13 protein-coding genes, 1 pseudogene and 1 other annotated feature are annotated in these 17,951 nt (G+C 62.3%); of the genes and pseudogenes, 3 read left to right on the forward strand and 11 right to left on the reverse strand.

Features of this window, described 5'->3' with window-relative positions; genetic code table 11:
- Positions 1-51 precede the first annotated feature (51 nt).
- Positions 52-372, forward strand: a complete 321-nt coding sequence (locus tag ACPDZI_RS10295; protein WP_194758844.1) for a hypothetical protein — start codon at positions 52-54, stop codon at positions 370-372.
- A gap of 90 nt (positions 373-462) precedes the next feature.
- On the opposite strand, the gene hisIE is transcribed toward ACPDZI_RS10295, so the two are convergent.
- The 11 genes and pseudogenes from hisIE to hisG all read right to left on the reverse strand — a co-directional run bounded on the left by hisIE (position 463) and on the right by hisG (position 15,368).
- Positions 463-1,098, reverse strand: coding sequence for a bifunctional phosphoribosyl-AMP cyclohydrolase/phosphoribosyl-ATP diphosphatase HisIE (gene hisIE, locus ACPDZI_RS10300; RefSeq protein WP_187267249.1), 636 nt, complete (start codon positions 1,096-1,098; stop codon positions 463-465).
- Positions 1,091-1,864, reverse strand: a complete 774-nt coding sequence (hisF, locus tag ACPDZI_RS10305) for an imidazole glycerol phosphate synthase subunit HisF (RefSeq protein ID WP_076360719.1) — start codon at positions 1,862-1,864, stop codon at positions 1,091-1,093. The genes hisIE and hisF overlap by 8 nt, the downstream gene beginning before the upstream one ends.
- Before the next feature lie 180 nt (positions 1,865-2,044).
- Positions 2,045-6,016: a PAS domain S-box protein gene (locus ACPDZI_RS10310; RefSeq protein WP_438834478.1), complete on the reverse strand. Its 3,972-nt coding sequence runs from the start codon at positions 6,014-6,016 to the stop codon at positions 2,045-2,047.
- Entirely contained in the window at positions 6,013-8,166 is a 2,154-nt protein-coding gene (locus ACPDZI_RS10315) for a PAS domain-containing protein (protein WP_438834479.1), read from the reverse strand. The genes ACPDZI_RS10310 and ACPDZI_RS10315 overlap by 4 nt, the downstream gene beginning before the upstream one ends.
- Complete coding sequence (locus ACPDZI_RS10320) at positions 8,159-9,268, reverse strand: response regulator (protein ID WP_323944515.1); 1,110 nt, start codon at positions 9,266-9,268, stop codon at positions 8,159-8,161. Before ACPDZI_RS10320 ends, ACPDZI_RS10315 begins: the two co-directional genes overlap by 8 nt.
- A gap of 165 nt (positions 9,269-9,433) precedes the next feature.
- Positions 9,434-10,177, reverse strand: coding sequence for a 1-(5-phosphoribosyl)-5-[(5-phosphoribosylamino)methylideneamino]imidazole-4-carboxamide isomerase (hisA, locus tag ACPDZI_RS10325; RefSeq protein WP_408755153.1), 744 nt, complete (start codon positions 10,175-10,177; stop codon positions 9,434-9,436).
- A 5-nt stretch (positions 10,178-10,182) separates the two neighbouring features.
- The gene (gene hisH, locus ACPDZI_RS10330) at positions 10,183-10,818 is read right to left on the reverse strand and encodes an imidazole glycerol phosphate synthase subunit HisH (RefSeq protein ID WP_438834480.1); all 636 of its coding nucleotides are present in this window, start codon (positions 10,816-10,818) and stop codon (positions 10,183-10,185) included.
- A gap of 82 nt (positions 10,819-10,900) precedes the next feature.
- Entirely contained in the window at positions 10,901-12,052 is a 1,152-nt protein-coding gene (gene hisB / locus ACPDZI_RS10335) for a bifunctional histidinol-phosphatase/imidazoleglycerol-phosphate dehydratase HisB (protein WP_438834481.1), read from the reverse strand.
- A 15-nt stretch (positions 12,053-12,067) separates the two neighbouring features.
- Positions 12,068-13,138 carry a histidinol-phosphate transaminase gene (gene hisC / locus ACPDZI_RS10340; RefSeq protein WP_323933099.1) on the reverse strand — a complete coding sequence of 357 codons (1,071 nt, stop codon included), beginning with the start codon at positions 13,136-13,138 and terminating at the stop codon, positions 12,068-12,070.
- A pseudogene (gene hisD / locus ACPDZI_RS10345) lies at positions 13,135-14,459 on the reverse strand (histidinol dehydrogenase). Before hisD ends, hisC begins: the two are co-directional and overlap by 4 nt.
- A gap of 12 nt (positions 14,460-14,471) precedes the next feature.
- Entirely contained in the window at positions 14,472-15,368 is an 897-nt protein-coding gene (gene hisG, locus ACPDZI_RS10350) for an ATP phosphoribosyltransferase (protein WP_350236263.1), read from the reverse strand.
- A gap of 24 nt (positions 15,369-15,392) precedes the next feature.
- Positions 15,393-15,521 (reverse strand) — a sequence feature (His leader region).
- A 186-nt stretch (positions 15,522-15,707) separates the two neighbouring features.
- On the opposite strand from hisG, the gene ACPDZI_RS10355 reads away from it, so the two are divergent.
- Together ACPDZI_RS10355 and ACPDZI_RS10360 are read left to right on the forward strand one after the other, a co-directional pair.
- Positions 15,708-15,950 (forward strand): hypothetical protein, encoded by a 243-nt coding sequence (locus ACPDZI_RS10355; protein WP_139387842.1) that lies wholly within the window; start codon positions 15,708-15,710, stop codon positions 15,948-15,950.
- 67 nt (positions 15,951-16,017) lie between these two features.
- Positions 16,018-17,940, forward strand: coding sequence for an ATP-dependent DNA helicase (locus tag ACPDZI_RS10360; protein WP_429043055.1), 1,923 nt, complete (start codon positions 16,018-16,020; stop codon positions 17,938-17,940).
- The last annotated feature ends 11 nt before the right edge of the window (positions 17,941-17,951 follow it).

Here is a 17,951-nt window from a genome sequence, read left to right on the forward strand (position 1 = left end):
AGCCCTTCGTTATGCTGTTTTCTCCAGACCATCCACAACGGAGAGAACAAGATGATCATCAAGGGCGACATACAAGGGGCAGGGGGCGTCGAGTTTGCCACTTTCAGGCTCAAGGAGGGGGTGACGGAGGCGGATTTGCTCGCCCTGGCACACAGGGTCGAGTCCGAGTTTCTTGTCCAGCAGTCCGAGCTTATTGTGCATTGCCTGCTGCGCAGCGCCAACGGCCTCTATGCTGACCTGGTGATGGCCCCCAGCCAGTCACTGGTCGAAGCCTATTGCCAGCAGTGGTTACACAATGCCGTGGCAGGGGAGTACCTGACTCTGCTGGATCCTGACTCGGTGAATATGAGCTTCTGGACCCGCATCGGCTGAAAGAGAGTGCGGCCTGCCGGCTCTCGTGCTGGTGGTGGCCATAAAATGAAACGGGCCTGATGGCCCGTTTTGTCGATATGAGTTCAACGATTATTTGGTGTGGCGCTCATAAAGCCGCTGTACCACATCCTTCAACGCCAGCCCTTCGTTTTGCAGCAGCACGGTGAGGTGGTAGAGCAGGTCGGCGGATTCGTTGATAAGCTCCTCCCGATCCTTGGCCATGGCGGCCAGCGCCACTTCAACACCCTCTTCACCCACCTTCTGGGCGATACGTTTGGTGCCCTTGGCATAGAGGCTGGCGGTGTAGCTGGTGGCCGGATCCGCACCTTTGCGTGCTGCCAGGATCTGCTCGAGCTCGGCCAGGAAGCCAAGGGGCGGCACGGGGTGGCCGTCGAAGCAGGAGGGGTTGCCCAGATGGCAGGTGGGGCCGACGGGGTTGGCGGCGATCAGCAGGGAGTCCTGATCGCAGTCGGTGGTGATGGCGACCAGCTGGAGCACATGGCCCGAGCTCTCGCCCTTGGTCCAGAGGCGCTGCTTGCTGCGGCTGAAGAAGGTGACCTGGCCGGTCGCCAGGGTTTTATCCAGGGCTTCCCGGGTCATGAAACCCTGCATCAGCACTTCGCCGCTGGCGGCATGCTGGACGATGGCGGGGATCATGCCGTCACATTTTGCCCAGTCCAGGCGCTCGGCGAGCGACTGCTCGTTGTTTACTGCTTGATTATTCACGGATGGCGACTCCTTCGTTTTTCAGCCAGCGTTTCAGTTCGGGAATGGGGATAAGGCCTTTGTGGAACACGGAGGCGGCCAGCGCCCCGTCCACGTCGGCGAGGGTGAAGGCATCGCGAAAGTGCTCCATGGCACCGGCGCCGCCGGAGGCGATGAGCGGCACCTTGCAGACGGCCCGCACCAGCTTGAGCTGCTCGAGATCATAGCCCTGGCGCATGCCATCCTGGTTCATCACGTTCAGCACGATTTCACCGGCGCCACGCTTTTGCGCCTCCTCGACCCAGTCGAGGGTATGCCATGCGGTGGTGCGGGTGCGGCTCTCGTCACCGGTAAACTGTTTGACCTGATAGTGACCACTCTGCGCATCAAAATAGGAGTCGATGCCCACCACCACGCACTGCACGCCGAAGCGCTCGGCCAGTCGGGTGATGAGGGTGGGATCGGCCAGCGCCGGCGAGTTGATGGAGACCTTGTCGGCCCCGAACTCCAGGATCTGGCGGGCATCCTCCACGCTCTTGATGCCGCCGGCGACGCAGAAGGGGATGTCGATGACCTCGGCCACCCGGCTTACCCAGCTCTTGTCCACCACCCGCTCATCGCTCGAGGCGGTGATGTCGTAGAACACCAGCTCGTCGGCACCTTCGCTGGCGTAGCGACGAGCCAGCTCGACGATGCCGCCCATCACCTCGTGATTACGAAACTGCACTCCCTTGACCACCACGCCATCTTTGACGTCGAGGCAGGGGATAATACGCTTTGACAACATGCTCGTTGCTCCATGTAAAGCACTGTTAAAACTAACGTTGTTGCCAACGGGCCCAGGGGCCCGGCGGCGAGTGAAAAAGGTGGCTTGCATGCTTTAACAGCGGGTTCCTGAGCGGGAAAAAGAGACCCGAAACGGGCGGCGTCTTCACTCGGGGGAGTACCACTATATGCACGACTTTATTCAGTGATTCAACCCTTTATCCAGCTTGCTCGGCCCCTGATGCCGGCTGGTGCCAGCAGGCGCCTGGCCGCTCAAGCCTGGCTGAGAGCCATCTGCTGCCAGCAGATCACGAAGAGTGAGCAGGGCACCGTCAAAATCAAACACTTTCAGCTGGCGAGCTAGGATCTCGCCCTGCGTTCCCAGGGTGAGCAGCAGGGGGGCCGCGTACTGCTCAAACAGCGGGATCACAGCGGTGTCGCTCTGCACCAGCAACTCCTCAATCTGGCGCAAAAGCTGTTGTTGCCCGTGGTCGCCAAGCGGCTCAGCATCTGCGGCTGGGTGGGGTTCTTCCTCCCCCAGAAGACCTGGCAGTTCGCTGAGGAGGCGGGCAATGGGTGCCATCCGCTCGGCCAGGGTCTGACTGTTGTTGGCCAGCTCCTGCTCCAGTTGTTGGCTCTGGGTGACCAGTTCCACCAGCCCAAGGGTGCTGGCCACCCCGCGCAGGGTGTGGAGCAGCCGGCTGGCAGCGAGCCTGTCGCCAGCGTGCAGATGACTCTCCAGCAGTTGCATGTCCTGACTGTGCTCACTGGCGAAGTGGCGCAGCAGGGCGACGTATTTGCTCTGGTTGCCCTGCAGCGCCGCCAGCCCCTGTTGTAGATCCAGCCCGGGCTGGTTTTGCAGGCGGGTGAGGGGACCAGTTAGCAGGTCGGTTGTCCGCCGCTGGTATTTGGGGGCGGCGGCCGTGCTGTTGGGCAGCCACTGCTGCAGCGCCTCGAACAGCTTGGCGGGGGTTACCGGTTTGGCGATGAAGTCGTTCATGCCAGCGGATTCGCAAGCCTTTTTGTCCTCTTCAAAGGCGCTGGCGGTCAGTGCCAGGATGGGGACCTGCTCCCAGCCCGGCAGGGCCCGGATGGCCCGGGTCGCGCTGTAGCCATCCATCAGTGGCATCTGTATGTCCATCAGGATGAGATCGAACGGGTGCTGGCTGACGCGCTCCAGCGCCTCCTGGCCATTGACCGCCGTCTCGATGACGAGACCGCTGTTGTTGAGCAGCTCCAGCACCACTTCGCGGTTGATGGCGTTGTCCTCCACCAGCAGTACCCTGGCGTGGTTGGCAAAGAAGAGGACCTGCTGCACCGTCTGTTCGAGTGGCGCCGGTTGCTGCGGTTCGCCCTGACCCACCGTGAGACGGGCGGTAAACCAGAAACAGCTGCCCTTGCCAAGGGTGCTGGTGACCCCGACTTCCCCGCCCATCAGAGTGGCAAGCCGGCTGGTAATGGCCAGCCCAAGGCCGGTACCGCCATATTTGCGGGTGGTGGAGACATCCGCCTGCTCGAAAGCCTGGAATAGCTTCTCGCTCTGCTCCGGGCTGATGCCGATGCCGGTATCCTCCACCTCGAAGCGCAGTAGATAGCCGCCGGCAAGCGGGTGATCCACCCGGACCCGCAGGGTGACCGAGCCCTGCTCGGTGAATTTGATGGCATTGGCCGCATAGTTGAGCAGCGCCTGACGCAGGCGGGTGATGTCGCCGTGCACCCAGGCCGGGGTATCGCCGATGTCGACTATGATGGTGAGCCCTTTGGCGCGCGCCTGCTCGCTCATCAGGGCGCTGACGTTGTCCAGCATGGCGGTAAGGGAGAAGTCGCTCTGCTCCAGCGCCATCTTGCCTGCGTCGATCTTGGAGAGATCCAGGATGTCATTGATGATGGTGAGCAGGTGCTGGGCGGCGTTGTCGATCTTCTCCAGTCGATCCTGCTGGGTGTGATCCGGCGTGTCGCGCTTGAGCAGATAGGTGAGCCCCAAAATGGCGTTCATCGGGGTGCGGATCTCGTGGCTCATGTTGGCCAGGAAGGCGCTCTTGGCGCGGTTGGCGCTCTCTGCCCGTTGATGGGCCTGAGCCAGCTGCAGGGTGCGCTCGTTGACCATCTCCTCCAGGTGGTAGCGGTACTGATCCAGCTCCTCGCCGAGCTGCTTCTTCTCGGTGATGTCGGCCTGCACCGTCACGTAGTGAGTGACGGCCCCGTTCTCCTGGCGAATGGGAGAGACGGTGGCGAGCACCTGATAGTGGGAGCCGTCCTTGCGCCGGTTGATGAACTCGCCGTGCCAGCGCTGGCCGCGCTTGATGGCATCCCACAGGGCGATGTAGGTAGCCTTGGGGGTGAGGCCGGAGCGCAGCAGGGAAGGGGTCTGCCCTATCACCTCGCTCTGCTGGTAGCCGCTGGCGGCCAGGAAGGCGACGTTGACATATTCGATGCGGGCCTGGGTATCGGTGATGAAGACGCCATCCGGGCTCTGCTCCAGCGCGAGCGAAAGCTGGCGCAACTGCTGCTCGGCCTGCTTGCGCTCGGTGATGTCCAGGTGAATGCCGAGCAGGCGCAGCGGGCGCTGCTGGGCATCCCGGTAGATGCTGCCCTTGCTGCTAAGCCAGCGTACATCGCCATTTGGCAAGAGGATGCGAAATTCGATCTCGATGGGTTTGCCGCTTGCCGGCAGCTCCGCCAGCAACTTGTCGAGGCGGGGCTTGTCGTCCGGGTGCAGGCAGCTGTGCCACTGTTTGAATTCGCTGAGCTGTTCGGCGCTGCGACCATAGAGGCGGGCACATTCGGGCGAGAAGAAGAGCCGGCCTCCCTGCATGTTCCACTCCCAGATCCCGACGTGAGCGCCTTCCTGGGCCATCAGCAGCCGCTGCTCACTCTCGCGCAGGGCACTGCTGGTGGTTTCGGCGCGGATGCGGGCGCTGATGGCATCGTCCATCAGGTTGAGCGCAGCCAGCCTGGCGCGGCGCTGGGTATCGAGCGCCACCTGCTGGTTGTGCAACAGTTGTTGCTCGGCCTGTTTGCGTTCGGTGATGTCCTGCACGGTGCCATACAGCTCGACGATGGTGCCGTCGTTGGCGCGCAGGGCAGCGCCGCGGGCGATGATCCAGATTGGTTCGCCCTGCTCGTGGATCACCTCGGCATCGCACTCGTAGGGCAGGCCGTCTTGCAGACAGCGCTCGACCGACTGGGCGATGGTACGCCAGCCATCCTGGGTGAAGTACTTTCTCACCTCGGGGTAGATGGCCGGGGGCAGGGAGGGATCGCGACCATAGATACGGTAGATTTCCGGCGACCAGAAGTGGCTGTCATCGGCGATGTTCCAGCGCCAGTTGCCAATCTTGGCCAGGTGCTGGGATTCGCGCAGGATCCCCTCGTTGCGGCGCAGCGCCTCTTCGGTCTCCTTGCGTTGCTGGTGATCCTCGATGACCGAGATGAAGTAATCCGGTTTTCCCTTGAGGTCCTTGACCAGTGCCACCGTCAGGGTGATCCAGAGGACCTCGCCGCTCTTGCGCAGATAACGCTTTTCCAGGGTGTAGTGCTGACGCTCACCCGCCAGCATCTGGGTCACATAGGTCTGGTCGATGAAGAGGTCATCCGGGTGGGTGAGCTGCTGGAAGGTCATATTCATCAGCTCGTCGGCCTGGTAGCCCAGCATGTCGCACAACCGCCGGTTGACCCGCAGCCACTTGCCCTCTGGGGAGACCAGGGCGATACCAACTGCGGCCTGCTCGAAGGTGGCCTGGAAGCGGGTTTCGCTTTGTTGCAGGCGGGACTGGATGCTGCTGAGCTCCTGCCAGCGCTGGGTTTCCCGGGCGCGGGAGCGGTGTATGGCTGCGCTGAGCAGGCTGATAAGGATGCCATTGGCGATCAGAATGCCCCACTGCACCAGATCCTGCCCGGATCCAATGCGCAGTTCGTGAAGCGGAGCGAGCAGGAAGTAGGTGGTGAGCAGACTGCTCACCAGGGTACAGAGCAGGCCTGGCAGCAGGCCGCCGAGCAGGGCGCAGACGGTGATGGGCAGCATGAACAGCACCAGCAGCGGCCGCTCGCCAAAGGCGATGGGCAGCTGGACCCGGATCTGCAGCATCAGCACGGGCAGCAGCACCGCCAGCAGGCAGACCCCCCAGCGCTGTCTGGGGGGGCGAGGGAGCCACAGTGAAGACCAGCGCGTCATAGGGACTCCTCCGGCGGGGTGGGGGCCTGCGGATAGGGAGGCTGTTGTCCGAGCTGAAGAGACAGCTCATTGATCTTGTGCTTGAGAGCCAGCATGGCCAGCTCCCGGTCCACCATCACCTTGTTGAACCGCTCCAGCTCATTGTTTTGCTGACGGAGCTCGCTCGCCTGACGGGTCAGGGCCTGCTCTACCTGTTCCCGCTCGGTGACATCGAGCAGCAGGCCAAGCACGGCCGGCTGGCCGCGATAGTCGACACGGCGCCCATAGAGCTCCATCTCGATGTTCTGATGGTCGTGATGCAGGGCGGTGAAGCGGGTGTGGATCTCGCTGTCTTCCTGTTCGCAGCGCTGCAGCTGCTCAGCCACCCTGGCGCTGTCTTTCGGGCTGGCGAGGGCGTGCAGGGTGCCGATTTTGAGCAGAGCTGCAGTCGAGGCATAGCCGAACAGGCGGGCAAAGCCTGGATTGATGTAACAGAGCTGGCCTTGCTGGATGATGTAGATGCCGGCCAGTGACTGTTCTACCAGGGCGCGGAACAGTCCTTCTCGCTCACGCAGGCCCGCTTCAGCTCGCTTGAAATCCGTGATGTCGCGAGAGATACCGAATATGCCTATCACCTGACCATCGCTGTCTTGCAGCGGTCCCTTGGTGGCGAGAAACACCCGCTCGCCGCCTGGCAGGGTCAGGTACTCCTCCTGGGTCTGAACCCGGTTGTTGGCGATCACCTGTTCACCCAGCGCCATCAGCATGCGGGCCTGATCGGGGGGGAAGATGGCCATGTCGTCCTGACCCAGCATCTCGTTGGCTGATATGCCGACGAACTGGCTGGCGGCGCGGTTGAACAGGATGTATTTGCCCTCTCTGTCCTTGGCGAAGATGGCATCTTCCGAGCTGTCGGCGATGGCGGAGAGCAGTTGCAGCGCCTGCAGCCGGCCGGCCTGGGACTGACGAACCTGCTCGGCCATCTGCAGTTGGGTGTGCTGGCGCAGCAGCACGATGCCGGTGTTGGCGATAAGCAGCACCAGCAGGCCGATCAGCCCGATCCAGATGCTCTCTTTGAGCTCAGCCTCGTTGAGTTCGGCCTTGTCTATCTTGGCCAGCAGATACCAGTCGGTGTCCATGACCGGCCGTACGGTGCCAAATACCGGCGTGTTGCGGTAATCCTTGCCAAAGAAGAGTGCCTTGCCCTCTTCATTGCGATTCTGCTGCAGGAACTGGGCTGCCAGCAACTCCTTGCTGCTGACAGGCAAATGCAGAGTGAGTGCCGAGCCGGGGCGATAGCGCACATCGTTGAGAAACTGGACTTGATCGCCGCTGCGGCGAAACAACAGGGCTTCACCGCTGCTGTCCGGCACCGGCCAGGATTTGAGTATGTTGTTCAGCCAGTCGCTGCGGCTTATCTGCAGCACGATGAAAGGCGATTTGTCGCCTGCCATGGGGAGCGGGGCGATAAAGTCGAGGCGGGCTTGACCCTGCTCATCCATATAAGGGCCGACCCGGGTGATGCTGCCGCTTTTTGCGTCCTTCAACGCCGCGCGCAACTGGGCGCTCAGGCCGCTGGCATCCGGTGTGTGCCACAGCTGGTTGCCCTCTGGCGAGAGCACGCTGGCGGCACTGAAGCGGCGAATGGAGATAAACTCGTCCAATTTGGCCATCAGGTTGGCGTGACCGGCTCGGGTGGCCTGGGCTTCGCGATAGAGGGCCGCGTACAGCGGGTTTTCAAACAGAATGTGGGCGTCAAACTCCCGGGCGCTGAGCCATTCGGTGATGCGTTTGCTCTTGAGATCGGCGATGGTCTCGAGCCGGGCGGCCTCCTTGTCCTGGGTCAGGTTGATGTTCTGGGCGATGGCCATGGCGGTCAGGGCCAGGATCAAGCCGTTGAGCAGCACGAACGGCAGCAGCTGGCGCCGGGAAGGGGTGGACGTCACCGTCGGCTGGTCGATGCGCCGGCGCAACATGGTATAGAGCATGGTGGCGGTGATGAGGATGAACAGCCACCCCTTGATGGTGCTGGCCAGCGCGAACTGGGCCGGGGTGCTGAACAGCCACTCCACCGCCTTGTCGGAGAGCAGGATCCACAGGCTCGCCACCGCGGCATAGGTGAGCACGACGTTGAGCACATGGGCCCGGGTCAACGAAGGCTGCTCAGCCATGTCTGGCCTCATTGTCATCCTGGTAGCGCTCGGCGATGGCGACGAACTGCTCGAAATGGTTGTCAAATGCAGTCACCACATCCGGGTCGAAATGCTGGCCGCTGCCGGAGAGGATCAGGGCGCGCGCCTCCTCATAGGGCATGGCCGCCTTGTAGACCCGCACATTGATCAGCGCGTCGAACACGTCCGCCAGTGCCATCAGGCGGGCCGAGAGCGGGATGGCGTCCCCTTGCAGGCCGTCGGGATAGCCGCTGCCATCCCACTTTTCGTGATGCCAGTGGGCTATCTCCTTGGCCAGGGTGAGAAACACCAGCGGCTGCTCGATGTCCCGTTCGGCCTCTTCGATGGCGTCGCTGCCGAGCTTGGCGTGGGTGCGCATGATCTGCCACTCCGCCGGGGTCAGCTTGTCCGGCTTGAGCAGGATCTGATCCGGAATGCCCACCTTGCCGATGTCGTGCAGCGGCGCCGAGCGGCTCAGCAGATCGATGTAGCGGGGGGTCAGGGTGTCGGTAAAACGGGGGTGACTGGCCAGCGCACAGGCCAGTTGCCTGACATAGCCCTGAGTGCGCAAGATGTGATTGCCGGTCTCGGGGTCGCGGATCTCCGCCAGATGGGCGAGCGCCCGGATGGAGACTTGCTGGATGAGGTCGTTCTCTGTCATCCGGCGTGCCACCTCGGCCTCCAGCGCCGCGTTCTGATGCTGCAGGCCGTCGCGGGCCTGTTTGGCCTCCAGCTGGGTACGCACCCGCGCCTGGACGATGGCCGGTTTGATGGGCTTGGTAATGTAGTCGGCGGCCCCCAGCGACAGGCCATACTCCTCGCTCTGGGGGTCGGCAAGGGCAGTGAGCAGCACCACCGGAATACGACTGGTGGCAGGGGTAATACGCAGCTGTTTGAGCACCTCATAGCCATCCAGGCCAGGCATCATCACATCCAGCAGGATGAGATCCGGGATTGTCTTGCCAGTGGCGATCCGCAGACATTTTTCCCCGCTTTGGGCGGCGAGCACCCGATAGGTGGGAGAGAGCAGGTCGGTCAGCACCATCAGATTTTCGGGTGAGTCATCGACAATCAGGATGGTGGCGGAGTGAGATGTAAACATAGGTCCTCCGTGACGTTGTCTCAGTGAATTCGAGTATAGAGTCAATTGTTACCAAGTAATAAGGACTTACCTCGATTTACCCCTTGATGAAGAGGCTTCCGGCCGGACGGCCCGGCAGGGAGCCTCTCTCTCAATCGACGTCCTGATGGCGACGCTGCGGCTTGCTTACAGGCTGCCATTTCCCCAGCAGGCGATGGCATCCCCTACCGAGAACTTGCCCTCCAGCAGGGCGCGGCCGAGGATGATCCCCTTGACCCCTGAACCCTTGAGCGCCTCGATGTCTTCGATGCCGCCAATGCCGCCGGAGGCCTGAAAGCCGACGCTCGGATAGCGGGCGCAGAGATCCCGGTAGAGCTCGACGTTGGTGCCTGAGAGGGTGCCGTCACGGCTGATGTCGGTGCAGAGCACGTGCTTGAGACCGGCGGGCAGAAAGCGTTCGATCAGCGCTTCGATGGTCACCCCGCTGTTCTCCTGCCAGCCGGCCACCGCGATATGGCGATTGCCCTGGGCGTCGATATTGACGTCCAGCGCCAGCACGATGCGCTCGGGGCCATATTTTTCCATCCAGCTGGCTACCAGATCCGGCGATTTGACGGCGGTGGAGCCGATCACAACCCGGTTGGCGCCAGCGGCCAAGAGGTCTGCCACATCCTGCTCGCTGCGCACGCCGCCCCCCACCTGCACCGGTGCTTCGGTGGCCGACAATAGCTGAGCGATGAGGGGGAGCTGGCGCGCCTTGGCATCCTTGGCACCATCAAGGTCCACCAGATGAAGCTGCACCGCCCCCTGGGAGACATATTCGTCGAAGCGGGCCTGCGGGCTACTGCTGTATTCGGTCTTCTGCTCGTAGTCCCCCTGATAGAGGCGAACTACCTGACCGTTGATAAGGTCAATTGCGGGAATGATCATGCTAGTCACAGCTCCAGAAAATTTTGCAGCAAACGGGCACCGGCTGCGCCTGAGCGCTCCGGGTGGAATTGGGCGCCGAAGAAGTTGCTGTGCTCTGCAACCCCACCGACGATGGCGGTAAACGGCTGGCCGTAGTCGCAGGTCGCCAGCGTTGCCCCGGTCACCTCCAGCGCATAGGAGTGGACGAAATAGAAGTAGCTGCCGCTCGGGATCCCCTTGAGCATAGGATGGGTCTCGTCATGCTCAATCTGGTTCCAGCCCATGTGGGGCAAACGCAGGTTGCCCACCTCCATCAGCTTGATCCTGCCCGGTACTATGCCAAGACAATCGATCAAGGCATGGGCCTTGCCATCGGTAGCCATGCTCTCTTCGGACGCTTCCGCCAGCATCTGCATGCCGAGGCAAAAACCCAGCAGCGGCTGCTTGGCGGCGCGAATGAGCGGCACCAACCCCCGTTCGTTGAGATTCTTCATGGCGGCCACTGCGGTGCCGACGCCGGGCAGGATCAGCTTGTCCGCCGCTTCGATGTCGGCTGCCTCGCGGGAGACCCGCGGCTGCACGCCGAGGCGCTCGAATGCCATGCGCACCGAGGCGAGGTTAGCGCAGCCGGTGTCGATAATGACCAGTTTTTGATTGTTCATCGTGCCTTACCCATGTCGATTGGCGAGATCCGCACCATCAATGCGGTGTCGATGATGGTCGGTGTCTGCTTGCTCACATCCATCACAGCACTCCCTTGCTGGAGGGAAGCTCGCTTCCTTCCACTCGAATGGCCTGGCGCAGGGCGCGGCCAAAGCCCTTGAACAGCGCCTCCACCTGGTGGTGGGTGTTGCCGCTGCCCACCTTCATCTGCAAGGTGATGGCCATGGCGTCCGAGAGGGAGCGGAAGAAGTGGGGCACCATCTCGGTGGCCATCTCGCCCACGCGGTCACGGCCAAAACCGCTCGGGCAGTCGAACACGAAGTAGGGGCGGCCGCTCAAGTCGAGCGCGGTGGCCACGTCCAGCTCGGTCAGCGAGGGGGCCTGGGTGCTGTCGTCGGCGCCGTCAACCAGGCGGGGGCGACCGTCGATCACTGCCTGCACTTCGTCCATCGCCAGCACGAAGCCGAAGCGGCCGATGCCGCGCTTGTTGCCGAGGGCCTGGCGCAGCGCCTGACCCAGCGCTAGCCCGACATCTTCCACCGTGTGGTGATCGTCGATATGCAGATCGCCGCTCACTTTGAGCTTGAGCTGGAAACCGGCGTGAGTCGCAATCTGATCCAGCATGTGATCAAAGAAGCCGATGCCGGTGGCGATCTGGTTGCCGCCGCTCTTGTCCAAGTCAACTGCTACCTGAATGCGGGTCTCCTTGGTGTAACGCTCAACCTCGGCCACTCGTCCCTTGGATAGCAGCTGATCACGGATGGCGAGCCAGTCGTGATCCTGCGGGTGATAGCGAATACCTCCAATGCCCATATTCTCGGCAAGCTGCAGATCGGTCTGTCTGTCACCAACCACGAAGGAGTTGGCAAAGTCGATGCGACCGGAGGCGAGATACTCCTTCACCAGCCCGAGGTGGGGTTTACGGCAGCTGCAGCCGTCGGTGGGGAAGTGCGGGCAGATCAGCACCTGTTCCCAGTTCACCCCTTGCGATTCAAACAGGTGCATCATCAGGTCGTGGGGTGGCTGGAAGTTCTCCAGCGGCAGGCTGGCAGTGCCCAGCCCATCCTGGTTGGTCACCATCACCAGCACGTAACCGGCGGCCTGCAGCTCGCGCAGCACCGGGATCACCATGGGCTCGAAGCGCAGCTTGGCGAGGCTATCCACCTGCTTGTCGGTCACCGGCTCTTCAATCAGGGTGCCGTCGCGGTCGATAAACAAAAACGGGGTCTTCATCGCTACATCCTTGTCTTACAAAGTGGGAGAGGGCAGGTCACGCAATACCGCCAGCACGGCGTCCATCTCGCCCTGATAGCCGATGGTGACGCGAATGCTGTTATCAAGGCCGGGTTTGGTCGAGAAATCCCGCAGTATGATGCCGGCGGCCTTCATGGCGGCAAAGACGGCGGCGCCATCCACAAAGCGCACCAGCACGAAGTTGCCCTTGTCCTCGAACACTTCATTCATGCAGGCAAGCTTTGCCAGCTCTGCCTTGAAGGCGGCTTTTTGCTTGTTGAGCTCTACCACTCGCTCCTGCATCAGCTCCAGCCCCATGGGGGAGAGGGCCTGCGCCGCGATCTGGGCGATGGGCTCGGGGATGGGATAGGGGGCGATCACCTTGGCCAGCATGGCGATCACCTCTGGGCTTGCCAGAGTAAAGCCACAGCGGATCCCCGCCAGGGCAAAGGCTTTGGAGAGGGTGCGTGTCACCACCAGATTGGTGAAGCGGGCCAGCAGGTCCACCACGGACGCTTCTGGGCAGAACTCGATATAGGCCTCGTCTACCACCACGATGGCGCGATCCCGCGCTTTCTCCAGCAGGGCGATGAGACCGTCGCGGCCCACCAGATCTCCGGTGGGATTGTTGGGGGAGCAGAGGAACACCAGCTTCACGTCGGAAAGGCGATCGGCAATGGCGGGCCAGTCAGGCTGGCGGCTGGCGGTCAGCGGCTGCTCGACGATGCCGACGCCACAGGTTTCGGCGCTGATGGCGTACATGCCGTAAGTGGGCGGGCAGATGAGGATCTGATCTTCACCCGCTTCGCAGAAGGTGCGAATCAGCAGCTCGATGGCCTCGTCGGCACCGCGGCTAACCAGCACCTGATCGGGGTTGACCCCGGCGTAGGCGGCATAGCCATTCACCACCTCGGCCGGCTGGCACTCGGGGTAGCGGTTGAGACGGCTGCCCTCGATGGTGAAGGGATAGGCCAGCGGAGCCTCGTTGGCGTTGAGCCAGACATGGCCCTTGCCGCCGATGCGGCGAGCGGATTGATAGGGGGTGAGGGCCCGCACCACGCGGCGCGCCAGGTTGGCAATGCTCATGACAAATCCTTCTGCTGTGCTGTTTGTTGGGACGTGGCGGCCAGGGCGTTCAACCTGAGGGTGACGGCATTCTTGTGGCCATCGAGCCCCTCGGCCTCTGCGATGCGCTCGACGATGGGACCAAGGCCCTGAATGCCGCGCTCGCTCAGCTCCTGCACCGTGTAGCGGCGCTGATAATCGGCGAGGCCCAGGCTGGAGCAGGTGCGGGCATAACCGTAGGTGGGCAGGGTGTGGTTGGTGCCGCTGGCGTAATCACCAACCGATTCCGGTGTCCATGCCCCGAGGAAGATGGAGCCGGCATTTTCAAGCAGGTCCAGCAGATCACGGGGAGCGCGGGTCTGCACGATCAGGTGCTCCGGGGCGTAGGCATTGGAGATGGTGCAGGCTTCTGCCAGATCGTCGCAGAGGATCACCAGACTGCTGCCGAGTGCCTGCGCGGCGATATCGCGCCGAGTCAGCTTGGCCAGCTGGCGCTTGATCTCGCCGTTGATGGCGTCGGCCAGCAGCGGCGAGGTAGTCACCAGCACCACCTGGCTGTCGGGGCCATGCTCGGCCTGGGAGAGCAGATCCGCCGCCACGAAGGCGGGGTTGGCGCTCTCGTCGGCGATCACCAGCACCTCGGAGGGGCCGGCGGGCATATCGATGGCGGCGCCGCGCCAGTCGCGCGACACCTGGCCCTTGGCTTCGGTCACATAGGCGTTGCCCGGGCCGAAGATCTTGTCCACCTTGGGAATGCTTTCGGTGCCGTAAGCCATAGCCGCGATGGCCTGGGCGCCGCCGATGGCGAACACCTTCTCGACCCCACAGGCGCGGGCGGCGAACAGGATCTCGTCGCTGGGGGGGACGGGGTACAGAGCACCACTTCACGGCAACCGGCGATAGCAGCCGGAATGGCCAGCATCATCACGGTGGAGGGGAGCGGCGCGCTGCCTCCCGGCACATAGAGACCGACCCGGCTGATAGGCTGGGTGCGCAGCTCGCACACCACCCCGGGCTGGGTTTCTACCCGTACCACGGGCTGCAGTTGTGCGGCGTGGAAGGTGCGAATATTGGCAATGGCCGCTTCGATGGCGCTTTTGATGCCGTCATCCAGCCGCGCGCAGGCGGCTTCAATCTCATCTTCACTAACGCGCAGCTGTTCACGGGGGGCGCGCTCGAAGCGCTGGCTCAGCTCGCGCAGGGCCTCATCGCCCCGGCTTCGCACCGCTGCGATGATCTCTTTGACCACGGCGCCGATATCGGCCTCGTCATTGAGGGCGGGCCGGGTCAGTACGTCGGCCTGCTGGGCGGGGGAGAGGGTCTTCCAGATCAGGGTCTGCATGATGTCCCTTCCTTATTCCATCATCTTTTCGATGGGCAGCACCAGAATGGAGCTGGCACCCAGCGCCTTGAGCTGCTCCATGGTCTCCCAGAACAGGGTCTCGCTGGAGACGACGTGCAGGGCCACCTGATTGGTGTCACCGGCCAGTTGCATGATGGTGGGGCGCTCGGCACCCGGCAGCAGATCGGTAATGGCATCGAGCTTGTCTTTGGGGGCGTGCAGCATGATGTACTTGCTCTCGCGGGCCTGCTGCATCCCCTGAATGCGGGGCAGCAATTTGTCGATGAGCTTCTGTTTGGCATCGGACAAGGGGTTGGGGGCCTGTACCAGCACCGCCTTGGAGCGGTAGATCACCTCTACTTCTTTCAGGCCATTGGCTTCCAGGGTTGCACCGGTGGAGACCAGATCGCAGATGGCATCGGCGAGACCCGCGCGGGGTGCCACTTCCACCGAGCCGCCCAGCATCACGCTCTTGAAGCCAAGACCCTTTTCGTCAAAGAAGCGCTTGAGCAGCCCGGGGTAGGAGGTCGCGATGCGTTTGCCGGCAAGGCTCGCTGGCCCTGTGTAGGTCACATCTTCCGGCACTGCCAGCGAGAGGCGGCAGCCGCCGAAGTCGAGCTGCTTGAGGGTCTTGACCGCAAAGGGCTGACCCTGGGAGGCGCGAATGAGCTGCACCTCTTCCAGCACGTTCTCGCCGATGATACCAAGGTCGACCACCCCTTCCATTACCAGCCCCGGGATGTCGTCATCACGCACCCGCAAGATATCGATGGGCATGTTCTCGACATGGGCGATAAGGCGCTGCTCGCGCAGGTTGATCTTGAGGCCACAGCTCTTGAACAGGGCCTGGGAGTCCTGGCTCAGACGACCGGATTTTTGCATGGCGATACGCAGACGTTGTGTTTCCATTGCTCGATTTCCTTCTAGTCAAAAACGAAAAAACCCTCGGAAGTGGGTGCTTCCGAGGGCTTATGAATCTTGCGGTCCTTTTGGAAGTCACCAGTTAAGTGTCTTCCAGCAGTCAACCTCCTGAAAGACTATTCGGGATGATGGTGGTGGTGATGAGTCTTCAGGCTGGTGAACTGCATGTAATCAATCCTTTACAAATAAGATGTCGTAGTTGACGCCCGATTTAAACTACCTGCCTTGACGGAAAAAGCAACCTGAAAATGTGATTTGGTCGATTAAAGTTGAGAAAACGGTTTTCTGGTCGATAACTAGACAAGGTGAGCCAGAGGAGGCGACATCATGCCCAGTCAGGACCTGTTATTCCCCATTCTGCCCCGGGCGCCGGCCGCCCCGAGCAGTGACGACATCAAGCGGGAAGTGACCCAGATCAGCCAGAAGCATCAGCTGCGCAAGACCAGCACCGACAATGGTGACTCCCAGCAGCGCCAGCAGCCTTATCCATCGGCCAAGCGTGATCAGTCGGCACCTGAAGAGGACGATCACAAGCCGGATCCCGATCACCAGATCGATCTCTTCGTCTAGGCGCAGAATCAGTCCCGCTTTTACCACTCTTTTGGCATAATGCCCCCTTTTGCTGCGGGACACCCTTTTGACCATCCAGACCCTGTTCAAGCCAGACGGCCCTCTGGCCAGCCATATCGACGGCTTCAAAGCCCGTGCCCCGCAACTGGAGATGGCCGAGGCGGTGGCACGTGCCATCAAGGAGCATGGTCGCTTGCTGGTGGAGGCGGGCACCGGTACCGGCAAAACCTACGCCTACCTGGTGCCGGCGCTGGAATCCGGCAAACGGGTGGTGATCAGCACCGGCTCCAAGAACCTGCAGGAGCAACTTTTCTACCGGGATCTCCCCACCATCACGGGGGCGCTCTCCTATACCCCGCCGGTGGCCCTGCTCAAGGGGCGCAGCAACTATCTGTGCATCGAGCGGATGAACCGGCTGCTCAGCGAATCCCACCTGCAAAAGCCGGAAGTGCTCAATGATCTGGTCAAGGTGAAGTCCTGGTCCACCGCCACCGACAACGGCGACGTGGGGGATATTCCGGGGCTGCAGGAGAACGCCGAGATCCTCGCGCACGTCACCAGCACCAATGAAAATTGCCTCGGTCGCGACTGCCCCTATTACGACGACTGCCATCTGGTGGTGGCTCGCCGCCGGGCCATGGATGCCCAGGTGGTGGTGATCAACCACCACCTCTTCTTCGCCGACATGGCGGTCAAAGACACCGGATTTGGCGAGCTGGTGCCCGAAGCGCAGGTCTACGTGTTTGACGAAGCGCATCAGCTGCCCGAGATCGCCACCAACTACTTCGGCAAATCGGTGGGCAGCCGCACCATTCTGGATCTGGCGCAAGATATCCAGCTCGCCTATCGGGCCGAAGCCCATGACATGGCCCAGCTCGGCAAGGCGGCCGACCGGCTCGCCATCGCCAGTCAGGATCTGCGGCTCGCCTTCGGGCTGGACGGTGGGCGCGGCAATACCCGTGACATGCTGCGCCAGCCACTCTGGGGCCAGGCGCTGGCCCGCCTCAACGATGCCCTCGGACTCTGTTATGAAGTGCTGAAACTGGCGCTGGGGCGCGGCGAGCAGCTTGACCACTGTTTCGAGCGGATCAGCGAGCTGCGCACCCGCTTGGGGGAGGTATTGGCCATCAACCAGACCGGCTTCTCCTACTGGTATGACTGCTCGCGGCTGCACTTTACCCTCAACCTGACCCCGCTGTCGGTGGCCGAGCGCTTTGGCGCCGAGGTGCTGCGCCCCGAAGTGGCGTGGGTGTTTACCTCGGCCACCCTGACGGTGGACATGCGCTTTGATCACTTCAAAGCCGAGCTGGGGCTGGCCGGTAGCGCCGAGCTTATTCTCGACAGCCCGTTCGACTACGGCGAGCAGGCGCGGCTCTGCGTGCCACGCTTTCTGCCTGAGCCCAATGCCTTTGGCCGCGGCGAGCAGCTGGCCAATCTGATGATCCCGCTCATCAACAAGACGCCGGGGGGCTGTTTCTTTCTCTGTACCAGCCATCAGGTGATGCGCCAGGTGGCCGAGGTGCTGCGCCGGGAGATCGGCCGTACCGTCCTGCTGCAGGGGGAGGACAACAAGCAGCGGCTGCTCAAGGAGTTTGTCGAGAATGGCCGCGCCGTGCTGGTGGCGACCAGCAGCTTCTGGGAGGGGATCGACGTGCGAGGGGCGGCGCTCTCCTGTGTTATCATCGACAAGCTGCCGTTCGCCAGTCCCGATGATCCGCAGCTTAAAGCGCGAGTGGATGACTGCAAGCTCAGGGGCGGCGATCCCTTTGCCGATATCCAGCTGCCCAAGGCGGTGATCGCCTTGAAACAGGGGGTAGGGCGGCTCATCCGTGATCGCGGTGATCACGGAGTACTGGTTATCTGTGATCCCCGCATGGTCAACAAGCCCTATGGCGCTACCTTCATCAAGAGTCTGCCTGCGATTCCACGGACCCGGGAGCTGGCGATGCTGGGGAATTTCTTCGAGCAGCAGGCGCTCGCCGGGCGGTGATCGCGTTTGCG

The sequence above is a fragment of the Aeromonas oralensis genome (assembly GCF_049665575.1).
Taxonomy (GTDB): Bacteria; Pseudomonadota; Gammaproteobacteria; order Enterobacterales; family Aeromonadaceae; genus Aeromonas; species Aeromonas hydrophila.

What these genes read in the sequence shown, in the direction of transcription:
- hisA (WP_408755153.1), bottom strand. Translation starts at nt 10,177, where the DNA reads ATGATCATTCCCGCAATTGACCTTATCAACGGTCAGGTAGTTCGCCTC.
- hisF (WP_076360719.1), bottom strand. Translation starts at nt 1,864, where the DNA reads ATGTTGTCAAAGCGTATTATCCCCTGCCTCGACGTCAAAGATGGCGTG.
- ACPDZI_RS10310 (WP_438834478.1), bottom strand. Translation starts at nt 6,016, where the DNA reads ATGACGCGCTGGTCTTCACTGTGGCTCCCTCGCCCCCCCAGACAGCGC.
- hisC (WP_323933099.1), bottom strand. Translation starts at nt 13,138, where the DNA reads ATGAGCATTGCCAACCTGGCGCGCCGCGTGGTGCGGGCCCTCACCCCC.
- ACPDZI_RS10295 (WP_194758844.1), top strand. Translation starts at nt 52, where the DNA reads ATGATCATCAAGGGCGACATACAAGGGGCAGGGGGCGTCGAGTTTGCC.
- hisH (WP_438834480.1), bottom strand. Translation starts at nt 10,818, where the DNA reads ATGAACAATCAAAAACTGGTCATTATCGACACCGGCTGCGCTAACCTC.
- ACPDZI_RS10355 (WP_139387842.1), top strand. Translation starts at nt 15,708, where the DNA reads ATGCCCAGTCAGGACCTGTTATTCCCCATTCTGCCCCGGGCGCCGGCC.
- hisG (WP_350236263.1), bottom strand. Translation starts at nt 15,368, where the DNA reads ATGGAAACACAACGTCTGCGTATCGCCATGCAAAAATCCGGTCGTCTG.
- ACPDZI_RS10315 (WP_438834479.1), bottom strand. Translation starts at nt 8,166, where the DNA reads ATGGCTGAGCAGCCTTCGTTGACCCGGGCCCATGTGCTCAACGTCGTG.
- hisB (WP_438834481.1), bottom strand. Translation starts at nt 12,052, where the DNA reads ATGAAGACCCCGTTTTTGTTTATCGACCGCGACGGCACCCTGATTGAA.
- ACPDZI_RS10320 (WP_323944515.1), bottom strand. Translation starts at nt 9,268, where the DNA reads ATGTTTACATCTCACTCCGCCACCATCCTGATTGTCGATGACTCACCC.